Raw genomic sequence first — 21,578 nt, 5'->3', positions numbered from 1 at the left:
AACGCCAGAAATACCTTCTTCAGGGTGAATATCCACCGGCATACCACGGCCATCATCAATAACCTCGAGGGACTGATCTTCGTGCAAAATCACTTTGATATTCGACGCATGGCCAGCCAATGCTTCATCCACACTGTTGTCGATAACTTCTTGCCCTAAGTGATTAGGACGAGTCGTATCGGTATACATACCAGGGCGACGTTTTACAGGGTCAAGGCCATTTAAGACCTCAATTGCATCTGAATTATATTGATTTGACATAGTTATGGTTGTTATTTAAGCCAGCAAGATAAACAAGGCATGTGGTGCTACAGCACATAAACCGTTTTAAGCACGAAAAAGCGACCACTGCGCTAATAGGATATTATTGATGGTAGCAGGGCTTGTTAGGCGTGGCAATGTGCTTATTTCAGTAGAAATTCTGCAATAGCCGGCAGGTGGTTTTCGTAGCCAACAAAGCTGTGATCGCCGCCTTCTTCAATAAGCAAATTGCTCTTGGCGTATTTTCTTTCTGCCAAACGATAGTCAAGGGTTTCGTCATTGGTTTGTAACATCACTTTGTAGCGGTTTGGCTCTTTCAACTCGGTGGTATCCAGCGCTTTAATCACGTCAATGTCACTTTCTACAATGTCGAACTGTTCACCACTATACGGGTTTTGATGGGTTCCGATAAAATGCTGTAGTAACGCGTAGGGTTGAACCGCTGGATTAATTAAAACTGCTTTTCCGCCGAACTTTTCCAGTAGAAACGTAGACAAATAGCCGCCCATGGAACTGCCTATTAATCTCAAGCCATTTTCTATTAGCGCCGGTGTACCCTCAATCAGCGCAAGCAACTGGGCCTCTACTTCACTGGGGTAGTTTGATAAGGCCGGCACGTGCAAAGTGATGTTCTTGTGATGTTGTTCAAAATAAGCTTTGGTGGCTAGCGCTTTCACCGACTGTGGGGAACTTAAAAACCCGTGAAGGTATAAAATGTGTTGCATGGCAGTTCTCTGATTCAAAATAGACTCATAATGCTACCACGACAGTGTTAGGTTTTTTATTTGTTATAGCAACGAATACACTGCTTGTTTAATCAATGTACTAAATCACGCAAAAGCAGTGCGGTAAACTTCACAACTCAAGCCCCCATCACTGTGCAGTTGGATAACTTGGTAACCTGGGTTGCTTTCACTTACTCCAAATGTGGTCTGCATTTTCCACTGCCAACAGGTCGACGGAGAACCAAACGATGGTGTTTCGTGCTCACCCACCTGCTGACGCAATGGGTGGTGCACATGCCCGTGAATAAAGCCTTTTATTTGCGTGTACTTACTTGCCATAGCGTCAATTCGCTCGGCGTTGAATAGTCGATGTTTATCCATCCAACTGTTAGAAGGCTTTATGTGATGGTGCAATGCCACAAGGTGATGTTTTGAACTCGCCTGCTCTATTGCCCTACTCACCATACGGACATCATGAGAGTTCACCTCGCCTTTAGCACTATGGGGCTCACTGGCACAGCGAGTGTCCATTCCGTGTACCTGCCAGTCTCCAATAGTAACGGGGTGCCCACTACACAATATGCGTTTCGCAAAAATACGCTCGAAGTGCGGATTGTTGTCATGATTGCCCGCTATAACATACCAATCCACACCTATACTATCGATATGCTGGCTCATTAATGACAAAAAGTGCATGTAACTTTCATGGGTATCGTCACCTGTGATGTCACCGGTAACCAATATTACCGTTACTGCCTGTACTACATCGTCAGTTTGATGTTCGGCATCATCTGGTGCGCATTTTGTCTTGGATAACCTAATCCGCTGTGAAACTTGACGTAAAACAGTTTCTAAAGATTGGTAAGGGGCAATTTCCCCATAGCCAACTTTACTCTTGTCTTTGAATAAGTGGCAGTCACTTATCTGAATAAGTTCAATCACGCCTTCTGTCACGCCTCGAAAGGCACCGCTGAAGGATGCTGTAAACAAAAGCTCAGCCACTCAGCTAAAAAGATATTAACCATATGCTTTTCATTGCGCTGGCGCATTTTTACATTGGGGTAGTCATAGGACGGCTGTAAAGCCCCTGTATTTTGACTATTTATTACCTCAGCCATTCTAGCATCGTGGTACAAACGCACCGTCATACAGGGTGTCAAATAGGAAGGCAGCTCTTTGGTGGTTTGCTGAATACTCAGCGTACTGGTATAGCGCGCCGACTCAATAATACGGATTTCGTATGACAACCCTTTACCTACAACGAACTTGTAACTCATATCTTCCGTGTCGCAATCGGGTAAAATGCGAAGCACATGGGCATAATTCAACTCACACAATGCCTGCATGGATGGAAGATGAGGTACATATTTTCGTTGGGTTTGACGAGTCACGAGGTCTGCCATTGCTCCAGAAGTGTAGATTTGTGCATAAAGAACCATTGTAGCGCAATAATTGCCGCTGCGTTGTCTATATGACCGTTTTCCAACCATTCAAGCGCAGTACTCTCTTTTACACGATGTACTTTGATGTCTTCCGATTCTGAGGCTAGCCCATGAATACCATGCGCTTTGCTCGCATCTGTTTTGGCAACGTATATATGCAGCCTCTCCGTTGTTCCACCTGGGCTCGATAAATAACTTACTGCTTTGGTCAATTCAGTTAGCTCAATGCCAGCCTCTTCTAGAGACTCACGATGACAAACGCCCTCTTCCGTCTCCCCTTCGTCAATCATTCCCGCGATAATTTCTATTAACCAAGGGCTTGAAGAAGTTGCCAATGCCCCAATTCTTACCTGCTCAATTAGCACGAACTCATTAAGTATGGGATCATAGGGCAATACACCAACAGCGTGACCGCGTTCAAATATCTCCCGCTTTACGGTATCACTCCATGAGCCATCAAAACATTTGTGCCTGAATTGATACTGCTTCATGGTAAAAAAACCAGAATAAAGCGGCGTTATGTCGGTAACTTCAACGTCATTTGAGGTAAATGAAAGGAATTCCTTGCTCATTTGCTGACACTTTTGGGTTAAATAGATTTATCATACATAGTACATTTACGCCTGACTCATGTACACGCAGTTAATCGCGATACTGAGTTCATGTAAATTTTTGCAGTACGTTTATGCAACGAAGGCCAACGCGCCTTAGTGTAAACGAACAACAGAAAACTCAATTTATAAGTCGTTTATTACTATAAAAATTGCGTGGGTAGATCACATATTCTGTTACAGTTAAACGAAGACTGTTACGAGTTTGGACTTTCGGTTTGTGATTGAATTTTCATACACTTAGTTTTAATAGATCGCCAAATCATAATTAGTGGCGACACAACTTGAACACAACAGGAAGACGTAAGCATGAAACGAACACTTCTGTCGCTGGTAGTCGGAATCTCAATGACAACGAGTGCACTGGCTGACGACCTTATGCAGGTTTATCAGCAAGCATTAGCTAATGATCCCGTGGTAAACCAAGCGAAAGCACAACGCGATGCTGCGTTTGAAGGTATTAACATTAGTCGCGCAGCCCTTTTGCCCCAGGTTTCTGCATTTGTTTCTTACACTGATGTCGACGCCACTACCGCGTCAAACGGCGTTCCTCAAACTAATGAAGACGGTGAATTAGTTGGGTTTACCTTCCCACTGTTAGATATTGATCGTACAACACTTCAAAAAGGTATCGAAGCAACGCTGTCTATTTACGACCACACTAACTGGGTTAACTTAGGGCGTGCTGAAAAAGTTGCACAACAAAGTGACTCACAGTATGCGCTTCAAGTACAAGACCTCATCACACGTACAGTAACAGCGTACCTTGGTGTGCTTCGCGCTAAAGACAGCCTAGAATTTATCAAAGCAGAAAAACGCGCCATTGAAAGACAACTTGAGCAAACTAAACAGCGCTTTGAAGTTGGTTTAACGGCAATTACTGATGTTCATGAAGCCCAAGCAAACTTTGACAATACAGTGGCAAGAGAAATTCAAGCCGAGAACGATGTTGAAATTGCTTTGGAGGACCTTCGCGTTATCACAGGCAAGTACCACTCTAACTTGAGCGTACTGAGCACTGAACGCTTCAGCGCTACACTACCACAACCACAAACGGTAGATGAATGGCTGAAAATAGCCGAAGAGCGCAACCTTTCATTGATGGTTCAACGTCTTGGGAAAGACATTGCCGAGGACGATATTGCGGCTGCACGTGCAGGGCACTATCCAACGGCAACGTTTAATGCGCAATATACCAAGGATGATGTTGATCAGACTATCGGCACTTCACCTTCAGCAAGCCTGCCAACGCAAGATACACTTCGTTTGAGCGCCCAAATCACTGTGCCGATTTATCAGGGTGGACAAGTAAGCGCAAGAACAACGCAGGCACGCCACAACTATGTGCTAGCCAGTGAACAGTTGGAACAAGCACATCGCCAAACCGTTCAAAGCGTTCGCCGTTCATTTAATGATTTAAGAGCATCGGTGTCTCGCATTCGTGCATTGGAACAATCAGTTGTATCTGCGGAAAGTGCGCTTAAGGCGACAGAAGCGGGCTTTGATGTTGGCACACGTACCATTGTGGATGTATTAGACAGTACACGTAACTTGTTTGACGCACAACGCAATTTAGCAGGTGCTCGTTACGACTTTATTCAGTCAGTAGTTACCCTTAAACAAGCGGCAGGTACATTGACTGGTGAAGGTATCGAGACAATCAACCGTGGACTTATTGCTGCGAAATAGTTTTTCCAGAAGCCTTGGTTAGGCTCCCTTCGTAAAAAACAAAAGGGTAGCATTCGCTACCCTTTTTAATACACAAATAAACAAAAACTGGTTAACAAGAAGGTTAACGAATTGGAGTAAACTTCTCTAGTGCAATCAAAAGTAGCTTGTACTCGACTCTAAGCGCTTCAGCACTTTGTTTATCAAAGGAGAAATTAGTCAACCTAATCGACACATTTTGCAATTTTTCTTGCAACAAACGTAATTCATCATCCATGATTATGCCCCTTAGTTTTTCTGCCTACTACAAGTTGAATTCAACTTTAGTATAACGCTATTGGTACTTACCTCAAGGCCTTTAGTTAACTGATTTACCTTTGAGTGATTAATAGAAATGCAAGCCTCTGAACTTCAGAATAAATTTGAACGAATTCGCGCGAATAAATGGTTTGAAGCCTTTGTTATCAGCGTCATTGTTATTTCGGCCCTACTGGTCGGAGCCAAAACCTATGAACTGCCTTCTGGCATGTCATCTATTACCTTATTTCTTGACTGGTTTATTAGTGCCTTTTTCTTAACAGAAATCACTATTCGTTTTCTTGCTGAAAGGCGTAAACGCTATTTCTTCAAAAGTTTTTGGAACTGGTTCGACACCCTCATTGTGGTTATAAGTTTAATTCCCGCCGATGACACCGAGCTTGCTTTGATAGCAAGGCTTGTAAGGGTATTTAGGGTATTGCGAATGATCTCTATCATTCCTGAATTGAGAATTCTGCTGGTTTCGCTAGTCAAAGCACTACCCCAACTTGGCTATGTGATGCTATTGATGTTTATCATCTTTTATATTTACGCGGCTGTGGGAAGTACCTTATTCGAGCAAATCAATCCTGTTTTGTGGGGTGACATCACTATCTCAATGCTGACATTGTTCAGAATAATGACCTTCGAAGACTGGACTGATGTAATGTATGAAACACAGGAAGTCTATTCACTGAGCTGGATTTTCTATTTGACCTTTATCTTTTTTACCGCCTTTGCTTTTTTGAATATGGTTATTGGTATTGTGGTAAATGTGATGGAGCGAGAAAATGAAAAAGCACGGGCAGAGAAACAAGCAGAACTCATAGCAGAGCAAGAAGCCCTTGGTAATGTAGAGCCTACGTTAAAAGACGTTATGGCGGAACTTAATGCCATAAAGGCACAATTGAGCGAGTCCAAATCTAAGCAATAGGGCCAATCAACCATGCTTTTGCGCCCTTAATTCACTATAAAAATATATCTCAAGGCCAGCTGTATTCGCACTGGCCTTTTTTTTATTTTGAGCCCTATTTGAACATCAAAAATCATGTATTCTCAATAACCTAGATACGTCAATGACCGCTCAAAAGTCACCTAACAGACGCCATCTTAGGTATTCAATTTAATACTCACTCACCTCACTAAAACTAAAAATAGTGGTATCAATCCGCCACACTATACCGGTCAATTATTCATCGAAAGAGTAGACATAGCTATCAAGGTATTTGTCGCCACACTTTGTCCTATAGCGTACTCATTGTCTGTCAGGCCTTTTTTTGGGGGGAGTTATGCACCTGCGGTTACTTTCATTTTTACACTATGTGTTAATGTTGCTTGCGCTCATGAGCCTCTCACAGTTACATGCAGCACCGTTTCAGGCTACTTTTGTGGATGACGCTAATAACCAGCCCATTGAGAACGTAAGTGTAGTTGCAAAAAGAGTACTTGATGACGGCACTTTTGCTTGGGCGCAACGTCGCACCACGGATAGCCTCGGCAATGCGGTCTTTGATCTTTCTTTTGAAGATGATCAGACATACGTTTTTGAACTAAAAGCATTCAACAACTTCAGAGCCCGCCTTGGCGATTTTACAGAGGCTCAAGACCGCACATGGCGTGTGGGAAAGGCACTATTTAGTATATTAGACGGTACTTCTGAAGATAAGTCAGGATTGTCTCAGTACAGAGTTCAACTTCAACAGCAACTGAGCGATGGTACGTTTAAAGGTATAACAACCCTAACTACCGATACAAACGGACAGCTTAAACTTGACCTGCCACAAGGTGTTTTTCGCTTTAGAGCCAAATCACCTCTCTCTACTCAATGGATAGCCAGTGACACTTTTGAGCACACAAACCCCATTGAGTTTGTAGTTGGGGAGCGTCCAGTAGATTTAAAACTTATTCATGCCCAAACGGGGCAGCCTATCGCCAATCAGGAAGTAAAAGCATGGCGACAATTAGGCGATGGCAAGCAATGGCTGGGAAGAAAAACAACCGATAGCGATGGCTATATAAAATGGGAAATGCGAGGGCTTGAAAAGGGCGATACTTTTGTTCTGGCAACAGACTATTTTGGCACTAGAGATGCCACTATTATCATTACTGAAGCGGGTGAGAAAAACTGGCAAATTGGTAAGTACTTTGTGACAGTAAAAAATGGTAGTCAGACACCCGTTACAGCGCTTGATAATTACAACATTACCTTGTTTAGACAAGATGGCGAGCAGTCCACTCGAATTAAATCAATGCAAACCGATGACCGTGGACAACTGCTTTTTGATATCAATGAAGACACCGCCAACAAAAGCTACTTGCTTCGCGCAGTGAGTCCTAGCGACAATAAAACACGTTATGAGTTTTCTTTTACCTCTTTCGGACCTCATATATTCACTGTAGGCACTACGCCAATAACAGCAACCCTATCTCACGCTCGTACTAACGCGCTATTCGCTGACGAGCGCGTTTGGTTAGCAAGATGGAGTGAGACCGAAAACAAATTTAAGCGTTTTCGCAGTGCAAAAACTAACGAATTAGGCGAAGTTGCTTTTGATGTTGATGAGATGGATGGTGAAACTAAATATCGACTTGAAGCAAGACCTCTGAGTAACTTCACTATTTTCAGCTCTCCGTTTACTCAGGCCGAACACTTCGCGCTTAAAGCTGGAAATGTAAAAGTTACGTTGAAAGATGGCAGTCTCAACAACTTGCCTACCTTAGGAGATTACGCAGTTCAAATAGGGCTTATTTCCATTGATACCAATAGGTATAAGTACTATGGCAGTGCTATAACTAATTCTGCGGGTATTCTTGAGCTGGATCTTCCCACTCCTCCTGATGGCAAACAATATGTGGTTAGAGCGAAAAGCCCGACAAACAATGCATGGCGAAGTAGCGATATCATAAACACAGCAGGAGATTACGAGTTTGTCGTAGGTAACCCCGCAGTTAACGTAACTGTACGTGATGCAAATACAAATTCAATGGCATCTGGACTATGGGTGACTGCGCAAACACAAAACAGTGATGGTCATTGGGTAAATACTGTGGGGCGACGTACCGATGACACAGGGACAGCAGTGTTTGATCTTGACGGGATTACCCACAAGCGAGAGTACCGTTTTAAGACACGAAAATACCGCGGCAATGTAATTAGTGAGATTATTTCAAGCCCTGGTAACGTAGATTTAGAAGTCGGCTCGCTACCGGTTACCCTCGTTAACAATGACACGGGTAGCGCATTGGCAAATGTGAGAATTAACGCTTTTGCTTACGAGAACGAGAAACTTAGTTGGCGAAGTAGTGGCACAACTAATGCCAATGGCGAAGTCGTATTTGATGTTCCAGAGCTGGGTATTGCTACCTATGTGCTTCGCGCAGAACAGCCTCTAGCCTCAGTTAGACGAATTTATAGCCCATTTATACAAGAAGCGGGAAATTTTGAGTTCGCCGTTAGCGCCAACGACAATACTGCGCTTGATAATGAAGCGCCTGTTATTTTTATACATGCGCCGGAAACTGACGAAATTGCTGATGAAGGGTTTATTCTTTCGGGAAATGCTCAAGACAACCATCAACTGGCATCGGTGAAAATACAGGTCTGGGACTATTCAAATAACATTCACGAGTTTGCTGTAACGCCTTCACAAAATGGCGCTTGGTCTAGCTTTATTCCCGCCCAATGGTTGCAAGCTGGTGAGCAGATAGGTATCGCCGCCACGGCTTATGACAGAATGGGAAACTGGGCTACTGCCAACCGTTTTCTACATATTGTCGACGATGATAACGCACCGCGCATTCGAATTCTGTCACATGCCAATAACGATATAGTGAGTACATCTGGCTTTAGTATATTCGGTGATGTCAGCGACGACATTCATGTTCAATCGCTGTCAATTACCGTTACCGATACCAACACAGGAAGTTTACTTTTTGAAGAGCCGGTCAGATTCAATTCACAAAGTGGTCAGTGGGCATTCTTTTTAAACGAAAATATCATCGTTAATAGTGATTCACTAGAAATGGTCTTGAGCGCAGTTGATAGCAGTAATAATCACAGCAGTACCAATTTACAACTTCTCACAAAAGTGGTTCAGCCTTCCGTACAACAACTCGTTAAACGCGCCACATTTGGTGCCACGCCTACACTTGCTAATGAAATAACTCAAGTGGGTGTGAATACATGGATTGAACAGCAGCTTGCGCCAGAAATGATAGATGATGATGAGCTTGAAAGTATGCTCAGCGAGCTCCCTATTGAATCAATAAATGATTTACGCAAACGCGAACTGATGTATCAGATATACAGCAAAAGACAACTGCAACAAGTTATGGCTTGGTTTTGGGAAAATCACTTTAGTACAGACTTCAATAGACATCGGAAAGTTGCCTATGAAGAGCGAGAGAACAGTGCTTTTAGAACACATGCATTGGGTAAATTCAGTGATTTATTGGAAATAAGTGCCAAAAGCCCCGCTATGCTAAAATACTTAGACAACGTGAGCAGTCGAGCAGGTCGTATTAACGAAAATTACGCAAGAGAAGTCATGGAATTGCACACATTGGGCGTTAATGGCGGCTATACCGATGACGACATTATTTCACTGGCTCGAATTTTAACAGGCTGGCATATCGCCGAGGGAGAATTTACTTTCTCTGCAAATCGCCATGACAATGACAACAAACTATTTCTCAATGAACAAGTTGTTGCTGGCGGGGTAGAAGAAGGGGAAGCTACACTTGCAAGGTTGAGTCAACACCCTTCTACCGCCATGTTTATCTGTGGAAAGCTTATTCAATTTTGGATTGGTGAAGGCAACTACCCTACTTTGCAGAGAAGCTGTGCAGCCGGCTATATTTCCAGCGAAGGGGATATTCCTACCTTATTGCGCATCATTTTTCACTCGAACGCATTTAATATAGAAGACAATATTGGCAGCAAAATTAAAACGCCACTTCAAGTCTACACCAGTGCAATCCGTGCAACTCAAGCCGAACCTGATTTTAATGAAGCGCTGAGAATTTTAAAAGCAATGGGCATGCAATTGTTCACCTACCCCGCTCCGGATGGGTTCTCAGACAAAGGCGCTGATTGGATAAATGTAGATGCCATGGTGCAGCGTACTAAGTTCGCTTTACGTTTCGCGTTGAAACAAGACGGTGGAGAGGTAGATCTACTAACACATCTAGAAGCACAAGGTTATACAACTGCTACAGCAATTGTAGAGTACCTTTTCAATTTGCTACTTGATACGCAGTATACTGCGCTACAGCGTCAACAAGCCTTAGCTATATTGAACGAGAGAGATGCATTTGATATGCAAGACAATGATGCCCCTATAAAACTTAAGCGGTTACTGGCAACGTTGTTGGCATACCCTGGTTTTCAATATCAATAAGTCGTGGAGTGAGACTAATGCAACGTCGTCAATTTCTTAAAAAACTTGCTCTATCTAGCGCTGCGATGGGTTTGTGGACATCGGGCACGCCGTTTGTTTTCTCTGTAAAAAGTGCACATGCCGCGCAAGGAAAAGTATTGATTAATATTTTCCAGCGGGGAGGTTGTGACGGGCTAAACGCAGTTGTTCCTTTCGGTGAGGACAGGTATTACGAACTAAGGCCAACAATTGCAATAGCGCGACCAGATTCAGGCGAAAGCGGTGCAGCGCTAAATCTTGACGGCTTTTTTGGTTTGCACCCTTCAATGTCTGGCTTGCACTCAATGTTTCAGCAAGGTCAACTTGCAATAATGCCCGCAACGCATTATCCGGACGGCTCTCGCTCACACTTTGACTCTCAGCATTTCATCGAAAGCGGGCAAAGAGTACGTAGCAATTCTGGTTGGATGAATCGCCACCTCGCAACGCATTCACATACAGCAGATGTGCGTGCACTCAGTGTAGGAAGCGAACTCGTTCATGCAATGCGCGGCGATATCTCAGTTTCAACACTCTCGAATTTTAATAGCTTAGGCTTTAGGGTTGATGAAAATGAAGAGGCTGAGCTTCTAGCACGCCTTAGTAAGGTATACGAACATCCCGCGTCAGAGCTTGCAAACCATCAACTGCTGCATAGCTATGGACAGCAAATGCTCGAAGACGTCAATATTTTGAAAGACATTGGTGAGCAGCCTTATAGTGTGGAAAATGGGGCAAATTATCCTAATTCACGCTTTGGTCAAGAGCTAAGGATGCTCGCACAAATCATTAAGTCTGACGTTGGGCTAGAACTCGCGAACATTAACATTGGTGGCTGGGATACCCATTCGAATCAGGGCGGTGCAACAGGAAGGCAAGCTTCGCGCCTTCAAGACTTGTCTGATGGGCTTACGGCTTTTTACACCGACTTGGGCGCTCGCAGTATTAATGTTGCTACTGTGGTAGGAACTGAGTTTGGGCGCACTTCTCAAGAAAATGGCAGTCGCGGCACAGATCATGGTTATGCATCAAACTGGATGGTGATAGGCGGTGGTGTATCGGGGGGAATATATGGCCAATGGCCTGGGTTAAATGAAGCACAATTACATCACGGTCGCTATTTGGCCATGGCAACCGACTACCGTGATATATACGCCGATGTTCTGTCTGGTTTTCTTGGCAATCATCAAATAGCGGAGGTATTGCCGTCACATGTACACAATCCCATTGGTTTATTTTGAAGGATATATTTTCAAAACTTACGTTTTTGAAAGGCTTACGTCGTATAGCACATAGTGCAAAGTAAGCAGAAAAAATATAACAAGAGATAAACAAAGGTACTGAAAAGGTTGGCAAGCTTATTGAAAGGTTAACGTAGAGTTTTATGCCAATAACGGAAATTTGACGCCTATGATGCTGCCAACCAAACAACTTATCAGTAAAATTGAGACGCTTTCGAAGGACTTATCGCCCAAGCAGCTTTCTAATTTTCTCGACATCATTGATGCTATGACAGCGTTGGTGGAAGAGGCTCACGTACAATCAGAGGCTTCCCCAAAAGAAAAAGCAACATCAATGTCCAATCAATACGCCTTCGCATCAACTGCGCGCCATTAAGCTCAACAAGCAAATAGCTTCATACCTATCAAGAAGTTTGAAGGCTTTTTGATTGCGTGCCTTGTTAGCTTGCTTATGCTGACTTGAAAAAAATCGCGGTGTAATTGATACACCGCGATTTTGTTTCTACATCAAATAAACTGTGAGCTTAGATACTGTATTTAGCTTTCAGTGCATCAACCCGTGCTTTCGATGCTTCTGCAGTAAACTCTCTGGAAGACAAGCGACGCTTTGCCAGCGTTACATTGCCCATATCAAGCAGAAGCTCGACATGGTTTAGGTATACTTCGTCATTGCCAATTGGATTGTTGGCAATCTTCTCGTAGAGCGTTAGAGCAGCTGCTTTATCGCCTTTCGCGACAAGTACTTGCGCCAATGTATCAACAGCATCGGTATTGTCAGGCTGAATAGCAACGGCCCTTTTCGCCAGCTTTTCCGCTTGCACTAATTTTTTATCTTCTAACGCTAAATACGCCAAGTTGTTCAACACCACAAAGTTGTCAGGCATGGTTTTGAGAATTTTCTCATAACTTGCCGATGCAGCACTGCGGTCTTGCTGAATTTGACGCTCAGCGAGAAGCATTGCCGCTCTCATATCGGTGTCATATTTGTTCACATGTGTTTCAAGCGTAGTAAATGCCTTATCACGCTCACCTGCCGCGTCATATGCAGCAACCAATAGCAATAAGTTGTCGCTGTTTTGAGTTTCCTCATAGGTTGCTAGCGCATGGGGTAATGCCTCTGCTGCCTTGCCCTCTGCCATGTAAAGCCTTGCCATTATGCCGCGAACAAACGGCAACGCTTTTATTTCTTCAGAGCTTTCATTAACAATTTTCCACGCAGGTGCAACTTCGCCCAACCGACTATGGAAATACGCTTTTAGCAGGTTCAACTGCGCATCACTGCGCTTTTCCAGTGTTTTGTTCGTTAATGCCAAACCTTCACTAAATTGACGTTGCGTATCAAGAATTAGCAATTTACCCAAAACGGCATTTTTATCTTGCGGGTAAAATGAAAGCCAGCGGTCGAAAAAAGCATTTGTATCTGTGATGTTATTGCTGGCTATCAGTACTTGGCCTTTCAAATTCCAAAATGACATGGGCGATGCACCATCACCTTCCACTTCAGATAACAACGCCAGTGTTTTGTCCGCTTGTTGATTTAGTGCATAGAAACGCCCCAACATAACTCGCAGATTGATATTCTGTGGAGCCTTGTCTAATTGTGTTTGCGCATGGCTAAGCACGGTTTTGACTTCACCGGTTTCCGTAGCCAATGCAAACCACATGGTGAGCGCTTCGATATCGCTTGGGTTATCTTTGATAAACGCTTTAATCAGCGTCTGTGCGTCGGCCTTTTTATCTTCCGCAATTAGTAATTTAGCTCGTGTATAAGTGACTTCATTACCCGCGCTATCAAGCGCGTCTGCATCGTTTAAATAACGGTGAGCTTGCTCAAAATCTTTTTCAACAATAGCAATACTTGCCAAGTAAACAAGCGGCATTGCAGCCGCTGGCGATGTGCTATTCCACTGCTTAGCGGCTTCTTTTGCTTTGTCTAATTGGTCTGTGGCGATGTACGCACGTAGTAACGTACTTTGCGTGGTGGCAGATTGCGGCGCTTTATCTACTGCTTGTTCAAGGTTAACCAAACCATCAACGTCATTTAATGACAATTGCAATACGCCTAGTCTTGATAGATCTTCTGCCGTGGTACTGACCACTTCAGATTTCTCCACCATCTGTTTAGCGCCTTGCACATTTCCTTCTCGAAGCAGCTGATAGCTTGCTTTAGAAAAGAGCGCTGCATCATTGTCTTGCTCACCTTTCACACGAGTAAGCACTTTAAGTGCCTCTTCATTTTCACCAAGTTGAAGCATACTATCAGCTAACATGCGCAGACCTGGGTGATTATCTGGCAGGCTTGAGGCCACCATAACAAGATGGCGCTGCGCTGCTTCAAAATCTTGAATTTGATAAGCGCTAAAACCTGCCACAAGGCGCACAACTTGGTCGTTTCTGCCATTTTGAACAGCCACTTCAAGGTGTTCTAGCGCTTTGGCATAATTTCCTTTGGCTGATTCAATAATACCTTTAAATGTATTCAGCAAAGGGTGGGATGCGTTGAGCTTGATAAGTTCGTTAACAATAGGCTCGGCTTTATCAAGGTCGCGCTGTTCAACAAGTAGTGCAGCATAGGCAAACTTGCTCGTCACATCATTAGGGTAAGCCGACACATAGTCGCTGTATACCTGTGTTGCCTTTTGTGGTTCGTTGTTTTGTAAGTACAGCTTCGCCAATTGTTGAAGCACGTCTTTGTTTGATGGCGACTGTTCACGTAACTGCTCTGAAGCACTAATGGCTCCTGCCATATCGTTAGCTAACACAAATTCGTAACTGTCTATCAACCCTCTATACACCGACGAAGTATCAAGTGTTTTCAAGTCAGCCAACAACGCTTGCGCTTCTTCGGTTTGCCCCAATTGTGCAAGTGCTTGCAGTTTGTAAAACCCAACTTCAGCCGACTCGATTACAGTCATACCAGGTGCGCGATAATCTACATTTGCCAACGCGTTTTCTGCCCCCGACTGTTGATAAGCTAATGAAAGAAGCGGTATAACTTCACCCGGCTCAAAACCCAACTCCATGGCTTTGGAAAGTTCTTTTTCTGCGGCAATAAAATTTCCGCCCTGTAGATAAAGTTTACCTAATTCGAATCGAGGCTCCGCAGCATCTGGCGCTTTTTGAATAGCACTTTTATATTCAACTACTGCGGCATCTAGTTGTTGCTGCGCCACAAAACCACGCGCATCAGCCAAGTGACTTTCCATAGATTTTTCGCTACAGCCTGTCAGTAGTGCGCTGAGAACCAATAGACTTGCCGAGGTTCGCTTAAACAATTTATTTGTATTGATATTTTTCATTGTATTTCCTTGCCCTACCCTTGATACATGCTAGCTAACTTTGCTCGCCCAATGTAATTTTGTATATTATTTCGTCATTATTTCGCAATTTCGTGGCAACCTTCATATTATTCGAATATAATGTGAGTTTTTGCAACACAGCTGGCGTAGATAATCGCAGAAATGCGTCATCGCCTTCGCCGCACCCTCCTTACTTAATGCATCAGGACCCTTAATGACCACAACTGTCGACATGACATTTAAAGACCTCAATCTACCAGAACCTATCTTACAAGCCCTTGAAAAAGTTGGCTACGAGAAACCGTCTCCTATTCAAGCGGAAAGTATTCCATTGTTGCTTGATGGCCACGATTTACTCGGTCAGGCACAGACAGGGACAGGAAAAACCGCTGCGTTTGCCCTGCCTATGTTGGCAAATATCGATCCTGAACAACGTAAGCCGCAATTACTGGTATTGGCCCCAACCCGTGAATTAGCGATTCAGGTTGCAGAGGCGTTTCAGGTTTATGCGAGCTTTAGTCAAAACATTAAAGTACTTCCAATTTACGGCGGTCAGTCTTACGACAACCAAATTCGCCAGCTTAAACGCGGTGTACAAGTGGTTGTGGGAACACCAGGCCGTATTATCGACCACATCAAGCGCAAAACACTGGACTTAAGCGAACTTAAGTTTCTTGTGTTAGACGAAGCCGACGAAATGCTTCGCATGGGCTTTATTGATGATGTTGAACTTATTTTAAGTCACGCGCCAGAAGAACGCCAAACAGCGCTATTCTCAGCAACAATGCCTGGTCCTATCAAGAAGATCACGCAGCGTTACTTAAAAGATCCAAAACACGTTAAAATTGCGTCGAAAGTAAGTACAGCAAGTACTATCCGTCAACGCTATTGCCAAGTTGCACCGCACCATAAACTAGAAGCACTTACGCGCATTATGGAAGTAGAAGCCTTTGACGGCATGATTATTTTCGTGCGCACCAAGACCGCAACAGTAGAACTAGCCGACAAACTTTCGGCGCGTGGTTACGACGTTGAGCCGTTAAATGGTGATATTCCTCAAGCGGCACGTGAGCGTACCGTAGAGAAGTTGAAGCAAGGCCAAATTGATATTCTTGTAGCAACTGACGTAGTAGCTCGTGGTTTGGACGTTGAGCGTGTGAGTCATGTAATTAACTTCGACATTCCATACGACAGCGAATCATACGTTCACCGTATCGGCCGTACAGGTCGTGCTGGTCGTCAAGGTGATGCGATACTGTTTATTTCACACCGCGAAAAACGCCTGTTGTTCTCTATCGAAAAAACAACTAAGCAGCCAATTGAAGCAATGCCAATTCCTTCAATTAGTGAAATCAACGAGACTCGTTTGAGTCGCTTCAAGCAATCGGTTACCGAAGCAACCCAAGACGATAGCCTTGAGTCGTTAATGCCGATTGTCGAGATGCTCAAAGAAGAAAACGAAGCGTCGCCAGAAGTACTTTTGGCCGCATTGCTTAAAATTGCTCAAGGTGATGAGCCGTTGCTTCTCAAAGAGTCAGATCGTCCTGACCTTCACAGCAAGCCGCAGCGCGAAGGTCGTGAGCGCAATAGCCGTGATGGACGCGACGGCCGTGAAAGAAAGCCTAGAGCACCTCGTGGTAACCGCAAGCCTGAAGAAGGTATGCAACGTTTCCGTATTGAAGTTGGCCACGTACACGGTGCGAAGCCAGGTAATATTGTTGGTGCTATTGCTAATGAAGCAAATATAAACTCCAAGCACATTGGTGCTATCGAGATTTATGACAACTTTAGTACTGTTGATTTACCGGAAGGTATGCCTAAAGAAACTCGCGATACCCTACAAGGTACTCGAGTTGCTGGACAGCGTTTAAATATTCGCGAGTGGTCAGATACTCCACCTAAGCGCGAAGGACGTGGCGATCGCCCTCGTGGTAACCGTGAAAATCGCGGAAATCGTGAAGACCGCGGTAGTCGCGAGAATCGCAAGCGTAAGAACTAAATAGCAACATCACTGGCCTTTATATAACTAATAGAAATATAAAGGCTGTTTTCGTTGTTTTCTAATTAAAAAGAATTGGCGCAAAATAGTGTCAGTTCTTTTTTTGTATTTATAGCTAAGAAAACCGTTATGGATTACTTTCCGTTATTTCTAGATGCCAGACAACTTAAGGTCCTCATTGTTGGGGCTGGAGAAGTTGCAGCACGCAAGCTAGAGCTTATTATGAAAACCCCAGCAACCATTACTGTGGTTGCACCTTGGGTATGCGATACCGTAAAACAGCTTGCTAATAATGAGAAAGTCACCCTTATTGTACGCGAATTCGAAAATGGCGATCTCGATGGGAAAGACGTTGTATTTGTTGCGACCGACAAAGCAGATGTTAATCAACACATTCACGATATCGCTCGTGCGAAGAAAGTACTGGTTAACGTGGTGGACAATACACCGCTGTGTCAATTTATCACTCCCTCAATTGTCGATCGCTCACCTATCGTTATTGCCATGAGCAGCGGCGGTGTAGCGCCCGTATTGCTGCGCTACCTTCGTCAAAAGCTAGAAACCGTTCTTCCAGCCAATTTAAGTAGACTTGGTGCGTTTTCTGAGAAATTTCGCGAAAAAGTAAAGCAAGCACTTAATGGCGTTACTGCCCGCCGTTACTTCTGGGAAGATGTACTGGATGGCGATATTGCTGAAATGGTAGAAAAGGGCCAAGACAAAAAAGCGGATGACGCTTTTGAAATAGCCCTTGATGCTGCGGCTAAAGACAAAAAAGTACAAGGGCAAGTGTATCTTGTGGGCGCAGGTCCGGGCGACCCTGATCTACTGACTTTTCGTGCCTTGCGTTTAATGCAAAAAGCAGATGTGGTGGTTTATGACCGGCTGGTTTCACCGCAGATTCTGGAACTCGTTCGTCGAGACGCAGAAAAAATATATGTAGGTAAAGCCAAAAGCAACCACACCCTGCCTCAAGATGATATCAACCAGCTCATGGTTGACGAAGCGAAGAAAGGCAATCGCGTGGTTCGTTTAAAAGGCGGTGATCCATTTATTTTTGGTCGTGGTGGTGAAGAAATTCAAACGCTTATCCAACAAGGTATTGATTTCCAAGTGGTACCAGGAATAACGGCGGCTAGCGGTGCTTCAAGTTATGCAGGTATACCACTTACCCACCGAGATCACGCACAATCGGTCGTTTTCGCAACTGGTCATCTCAAAGACGGCACCATTGATTTAAACTGGCCCGCACTTGCCCAAAAAAATCAAACAGCGGTCTTTTATATGGGCTTAACAGGCCTTCCTATTATCTGTGAAAAGCTCATTGAACATGGTATTGACGCCAGCACGCCAATCGCTTTAGTTCAATCAGCAACCACTGAGAAGCAAGCTGTTTTAACAGGCACATTAAGTAATATTGTGGCTAAACAAAAAGAGGCACAATTGCAACCACCCACACTTATCATCGTAGGTTCTGTTGTAAGTTTGCACAGCGAACTTAACTGGCTCCAATAACCCTCTCAAGCCCCTTTGGATAAAGCGCTAAAGGGGCACCATAATATCTTTTCTGCATAGTATCTTTTCTACATAGTATACCGCGCCTTCTTAACACCTTTCCAAACAGCAACCGTTTATTGACGGCAAAAGCCGCGTGGGTTCACACCTGTATACCTAACTCCTATTACCTCCGACCAATTATGTAAACGTTTCCCCTTACATTTAAGCCATATTTAATATACATTTAAACAAAACCAAAACATTAACATTTCGTTTTCATAAAAAGGCTTTGGGAAGAATATGCAACAAGCGAATAGCTCCATTCGACGTATCGTTGTTGTAGGTGGTGGTGCCGCAGGATGGTTAACTGCTTCAATCATTGCTGTTACGCATAAGCATGATGACAACATCAGTATTACCTTAGTTGAGTCACCGGATATCAGCATATTAGGTGTGGGCGAAGGAACTTGGCCTACTATGCGCAGTACGCTTCTTAAAATCGGTATTAGTGAAGAAGTTTTTTTAACCCAGTGTAATGCCTCTTTTAAGCAAGGGACCAGTTTTTACAATTGGCAGTCAGATAAGGGTGAAAACCAGTACTATCACCCTTTCAGTCTGCCGTTTAGGTATTTTGAAAGTGATATAGCGGCGTGGTGGCAGGGCCATGCGGCAGAGCAAGATTTTGCTCACGCAGTGTGTTCCCAAGCGGCCTTATGTGATAACCACCTAGCCCCCAAGCAGCGTCAAACGCCGCCTTATGCTGGTATTGCTAACTATGGTTATCACCTCGACGCAAACAAATTTGCCACCTTACTTCAACAGCATGCAACCACGAAATTAGGTGTACAGCATATTGTAGATCACGTCGATAATGTAGTTGGTTCACCTTCAACGCCAATAGCATCAATTGTGGGTCGTCAATACGGTGCTATTGAAGGCGACCTTTTCATAGACTGCACAGGTTTCGCGGCACGATTAATAGGTCAGCACTATGGTGTGCCACTAACACCATGCTCCCACGTGTTGGCTAATGACAGTGCAGTTGCAATTCAAGCACCCTACGTCGACAGTAGTGTTGATATTGCATCTACTACTCATTCGACAGCCCAGGATAACGGCTGGATTTGGGACATTGGCCTACCGTCACGAAAAGGGGTGGGCTATGTATATAGTTCTGCGCATTGTAGTGAAGACGAAGCAAGAGCGACATTAGACAACTACCTAAAGCACGATAAAAAAACGACTGATGTGGATGTTAGCGAAGCACGAAAAATAACGTTCACGCCAGGTTATCGTAAAACCCTGTGGGTAGAAAATTGTGTTGCCATTGGCACTTCTGCAGGCTTTTTGGAACCTTTGGAAGCCTCTGCATTGGTGATGATTGAGCTATCTGCCACCCACATAGCCAAACAGTTACCGAGGACACTCTGCGAATGTAAAGCTGCGGGTCGGCAATTTAATAATGCTTTCGAGAAAAAGTGGGAAAGAATTGTCGATTTCTTAAAGCTTCACTACGTATTGAGTGAACGTGAAGCTTCCGCATACTGGCGAGATATGCGTGACCAACGCGGTTGCTCAACTCAGTTACAAGATTGGCTAACGCTTTGGAAAAGTCGCAGCCCTATTTCGTCTGACTTTGAACTTCGTGAAGAGCTATTTCCCGCCGCAAGCTATTTGTTTGTATTGTACGGTATGGGGTTTAGGTCGCACTATAATGATACCTATCAAGCGAATCTGCATACTGCTGAACAGCGGCAAGCCTACGCAAAACATGTGCAAAGTATCCAGCAACAGCTCAATGGATTGCCGACTAATCGTCAGTTTTTGAACCAATTAGCACAATCAAACTGTACCCAAATGCACTTTTGACCGTCACAAGCCTTAGTCTAATAAACAAGGAAGTAACTTTTTTTGGCAAGGGCTTCAAAATAGCCTTTGCCTTGTTTTTTTCATTATGATGCGCATACTCACGGTATGAATACACAATTATTGCGTTAACCTGACGAACCCAATGAACCTGTACACCCGCTCGCAAAAAATGGACATTTGGCGCTTTATTAAGCGGGGAGCGTGGTATCTTGCATTGTATCTTGGATTCGCTATTTTATTAACAATTGCTCGCCCACAGCTTGCTTTATCCGAGCAAATTGAGTTCAGAAAAACAAAAACCGATACGGGTACACAGTTTTACTATGAATGGATTGACGGTGCGCAACAGCGGCACAACCTCACGTTTGAAATTCCCTTTGAAACCATTGAAGATTTACCGCTTAGGCAGACAAATTACAAACCCAAAATAGCACAACGGCATGTCACTGTTGCGTTGACAAAAGCAGCCAAGCGCATAAATCCCAAGGACGCAAAAGTCATGATAAAGCCTATGGGAGAGGCCATTAATATTAAAGTGACTGGAAGTAACAGTGAAAAAATAGAAGAGGTCCAAGCACAACTGCGCGATGTGCAACAAAACGCCTTCGATACTTATTTACATGAAAATTATTATACTCGGTTTACTACAATGTTTAACCAAAGTGCCATAAAGCCTGATCATTTGCGTTACATTGCTGAATCTGTAAAACCCTTGGTACCAGCTTCTCAGGCTTTTTATGAAAAAATTAGAGAAAACTCAACCTCGCGCGCTTACTTTGGCTTTTTACTAAGCTGGGTACAAAGTATTCCTTACGACACACTTGAAGACCGTGTTGCAAGCAATGGTGCTGGTTTTGCACCACCCATTGGTTTGCTGATGCAAAACTTCGGTGACTGCGACAGTAAAGCCGTTCTCGCCTCATCCATGGTAAGAGCATTTCTGCCCACGACCAAAATGATTATGGTATTTTTACCTGAGCACGCTTTACTTGGTATAGCTCTCACGCCTATTTCTGGTGATGAGACCATCGAACACGACGGTCAGAAGTATGTGTTATACGACCCAACTGGGCCTGCCTTAATCCCCTTTGGGCAAGTATCTGAAGACACACAACGCTTTATACAAACAGGCCGCTACCAAATTGAAGAAGTCGATTAACTCGACTTCTTCACCGGTTGACTCTATTAATATTGCTTAAAACTCGTACTTTGTGTACCACAATACACACTACACGATCACTACAAGTTTTCTTCT

The 21,578-nt window shown here is 44.0% G+C and carries 16 protein-coding genes; 9 read left to right on the top strand and 7 right to left on the bottom strand.

Translation table 11 applies throughout. The annotated features are described in order from the left end of the window. The 5 genes from EYR97_RS18075 to nudF all read right to left on the bottom strand — a co-directional run. Positions 1-261, bottom strand: a 261-nt coding sequence (locus tag EYR97_RS18075; RefSeq protein ID WP_242635114.1) for an ATP-binding protein, incomplete at its 3' end; no start/stop codon positions are given. A gap of 143 nt (positions 262-404) precedes the next feature. Beyond that, positions 405-986, bottom strand: coding sequence for a YqiA/YcfP family alpha/beta fold hydrolase (locus EYR97_RS18070; RefSeq protein WP_131095160.1), 582 nt, complete (start codon positions 984-986; stop codon positions 405-407). Positions 987-1,091: 105 nt separating this feature from the next. Beyond that, a complete protein-coding gene (locus EYR97_RS18065) occupies positions 1,092-1,940 on the bottom strand; it encodes a metallophosphoesterase (protein ID WP_242635113.1) in 849 nt (282 codons plus the stop codon). Next, complete coding sequence (locus EYR97_RS18060) at positions 1,937-2,332, bottom strand: DUF1249 domain-containing protein (RefSeq protein WP_165478095.1); 396 nt, start codon at positions 2,330-2,332, stop codon at positions 1,937-1,939. The genes EYR97_RS18065 and EYR97_RS18060 overlap by 4 nt, the downstream gene beginning before the upstream one ends. 41 nt (positions 2,333-2,373) lie before the next feature. Then, positions 2,374-3,000 (bottom strand): ADP-ribose diphosphatase, encoded by a 627-nt coding sequence (nudF, locus tag EYR97_RS18055; RefSeq protein ID WP_131095159.1) that lies wholly within the window; start codon positions 2,998-3,000, stop codon positions 2,374-2,376. Positions 3,001-3,348: 348 nt separating this feature from the next. Between nudF and tolC the strand changes: the two genes are divergently transcribed. Next, complete coding sequence (gene tolC / locus EYR97_RS18050) at positions 3,349-4,728, top strand: outer membrane channel protein TolC (protein WP_131095158.1); 1,380 nt, start codon at positions 3,349-3,351, stop codon at positions 4,726-4,728. 103 nt (positions 4,729-4,831) lie between these two features. Here the strand turns inward: tolC and EYR97_RS21955 are convergent, their stop codons facing one another. Continuing rightward, entirely contained in the window at positions 4,832-4,984 is a 153-nt protein-coding gene (locus EYR97_RS21955) for a hypothetical protein (protein WP_165478094.1), read from the bottom strand. A 117-nt stretch (positions 4,985-5,101) separates the two neighbouring features. Between EYR97_RS21955 and EYR97_RS18045 the strand changes: the two genes are divergently transcribed. From EYR97_RS18045 to EYR97_RS18030, 4 genes are all read left to right on the top strand, one after another. Next, entirely contained in the window at positions 5,102-5,938 is an 837-nt protein-coding gene (locus EYR97_RS18045) for an ion transporter (protein ID WP_131095157.1), read from the top strand. Between the two features lie 409 nt (positions 5,939-6,347). Next, complete coding sequence (locus EYR97_RS18040) at positions 6,348-10,403, top strand: DUF1800 domain-containing protein (protein WP_181409156.1); 4,056 nt, start codon at positions 6,348-6,350, stop codon at positions 10,401-10,403. Positions 10,404-10,420: 17 nt separating this feature from the next. Next, positions 10,421-11,662, top strand: coding sequence for a DUF1501 domain-containing protein (locus EYR97_RS18035; RefSeq protein WP_131095155.1), 1,242 nt, complete (start codon positions 10,421-10,423; stop codon positions 11,660-11,662). Between the two features lie 169 nt (positions 11,663-11,831). Continuing rightward, on the top strand, positions 11,832-12,038 hold the full coding sequence (locus tag EYR97_RS18030) for a hypothetical protein (RefSeq protein WP_131095154.1): 207 nt from the start codon (positions 11,832-11,834) through the stop codon (positions 12,036-12,038). 148 nt (positions 12,039-12,186) lie between these two features. Here EYR97_RS18030 and prsT read toward each other — a convergent pair whose 3' ends face one another. Further along, positions 12,187-14,961, bottom strand: coding sequence for an XrtA/PEP-CTERM system TPR-repeat protein PrsT (prsT, locus tag EYR97_RS18025; RefSeq protein WP_131095153.1), 2,775 nt, complete (start codon positions 14,959-14,961; stop codon positions 12,187-12,189). 214 nt (positions 14,962-15,175) lie between these two features. On the opposite strand from prsT, the gene EYR97_RS18020 reads away from it, so the two are divergent. The 4 genes from EYR97_RS18020 to EYR97_RS18005 all read left to right on the top strand — a co-directional run bounded on the left by EYR97_RS18020 (position 15,176) and on the right by EYR97_RS18005 (position 21,482). Next, entirely contained in the window at positions 15,176-16,960 is a 1,785-nt protein-coding gene (locus EYR97_RS18020; protein ID WP_131095152.1) for a DEAD/DEAH box helicase, read from the top strand. Between the two features lie 129 nt (positions 16,961-17,089). Beyond that, the gene (cysG, locus tag EYR97_RS18015) at positions 17,090-18,472 is read left to right on the top strand and encodes a siroheme synthase CysG (RefSeq protein ID WP_131095151.1); all 1,383 of its coding nucleotides are present in this window, start codon (positions 17,090-17,092) and stop codon (positions 18,470-18,472) included. A 282-nt stretch (positions 18,473-18,754) separates the two neighbouring features. Further along, a complete protein-coding gene (locus EYR97_RS18010) occupies positions 18,755-20,323 on the top strand; it encodes a tryptophan halogenase family protein (protein WP_131095150.1) in 1,569 nt (522 codons plus the stop codon). Positions 20,324-20,465: 142 nt separating this feature from the next. After that, a complete protein-coding gene (locus EYR97_RS18005) occupies positions 20,466-21,482 on the top strand; it encodes a hypothetical protein (protein WP_242635112.1) in 1,017 nt (338 codons plus the stop codon). Positions 21,483-21,578: the final 96 nt, after the last annotated feature.

It is taken from the genome of Alteromonas sp. KUL42 (genome assembly GCF_006538325.1).
Classification (GTDB): domain Bacteria; phylum Pseudomonadota; class Gammaproteobacteria; order Enterobacterales; family Alteromonadaceae; genus Alteromonas.
This window is presented reverse-complemented; position numbering and strand designations above follow the sequence as displayed.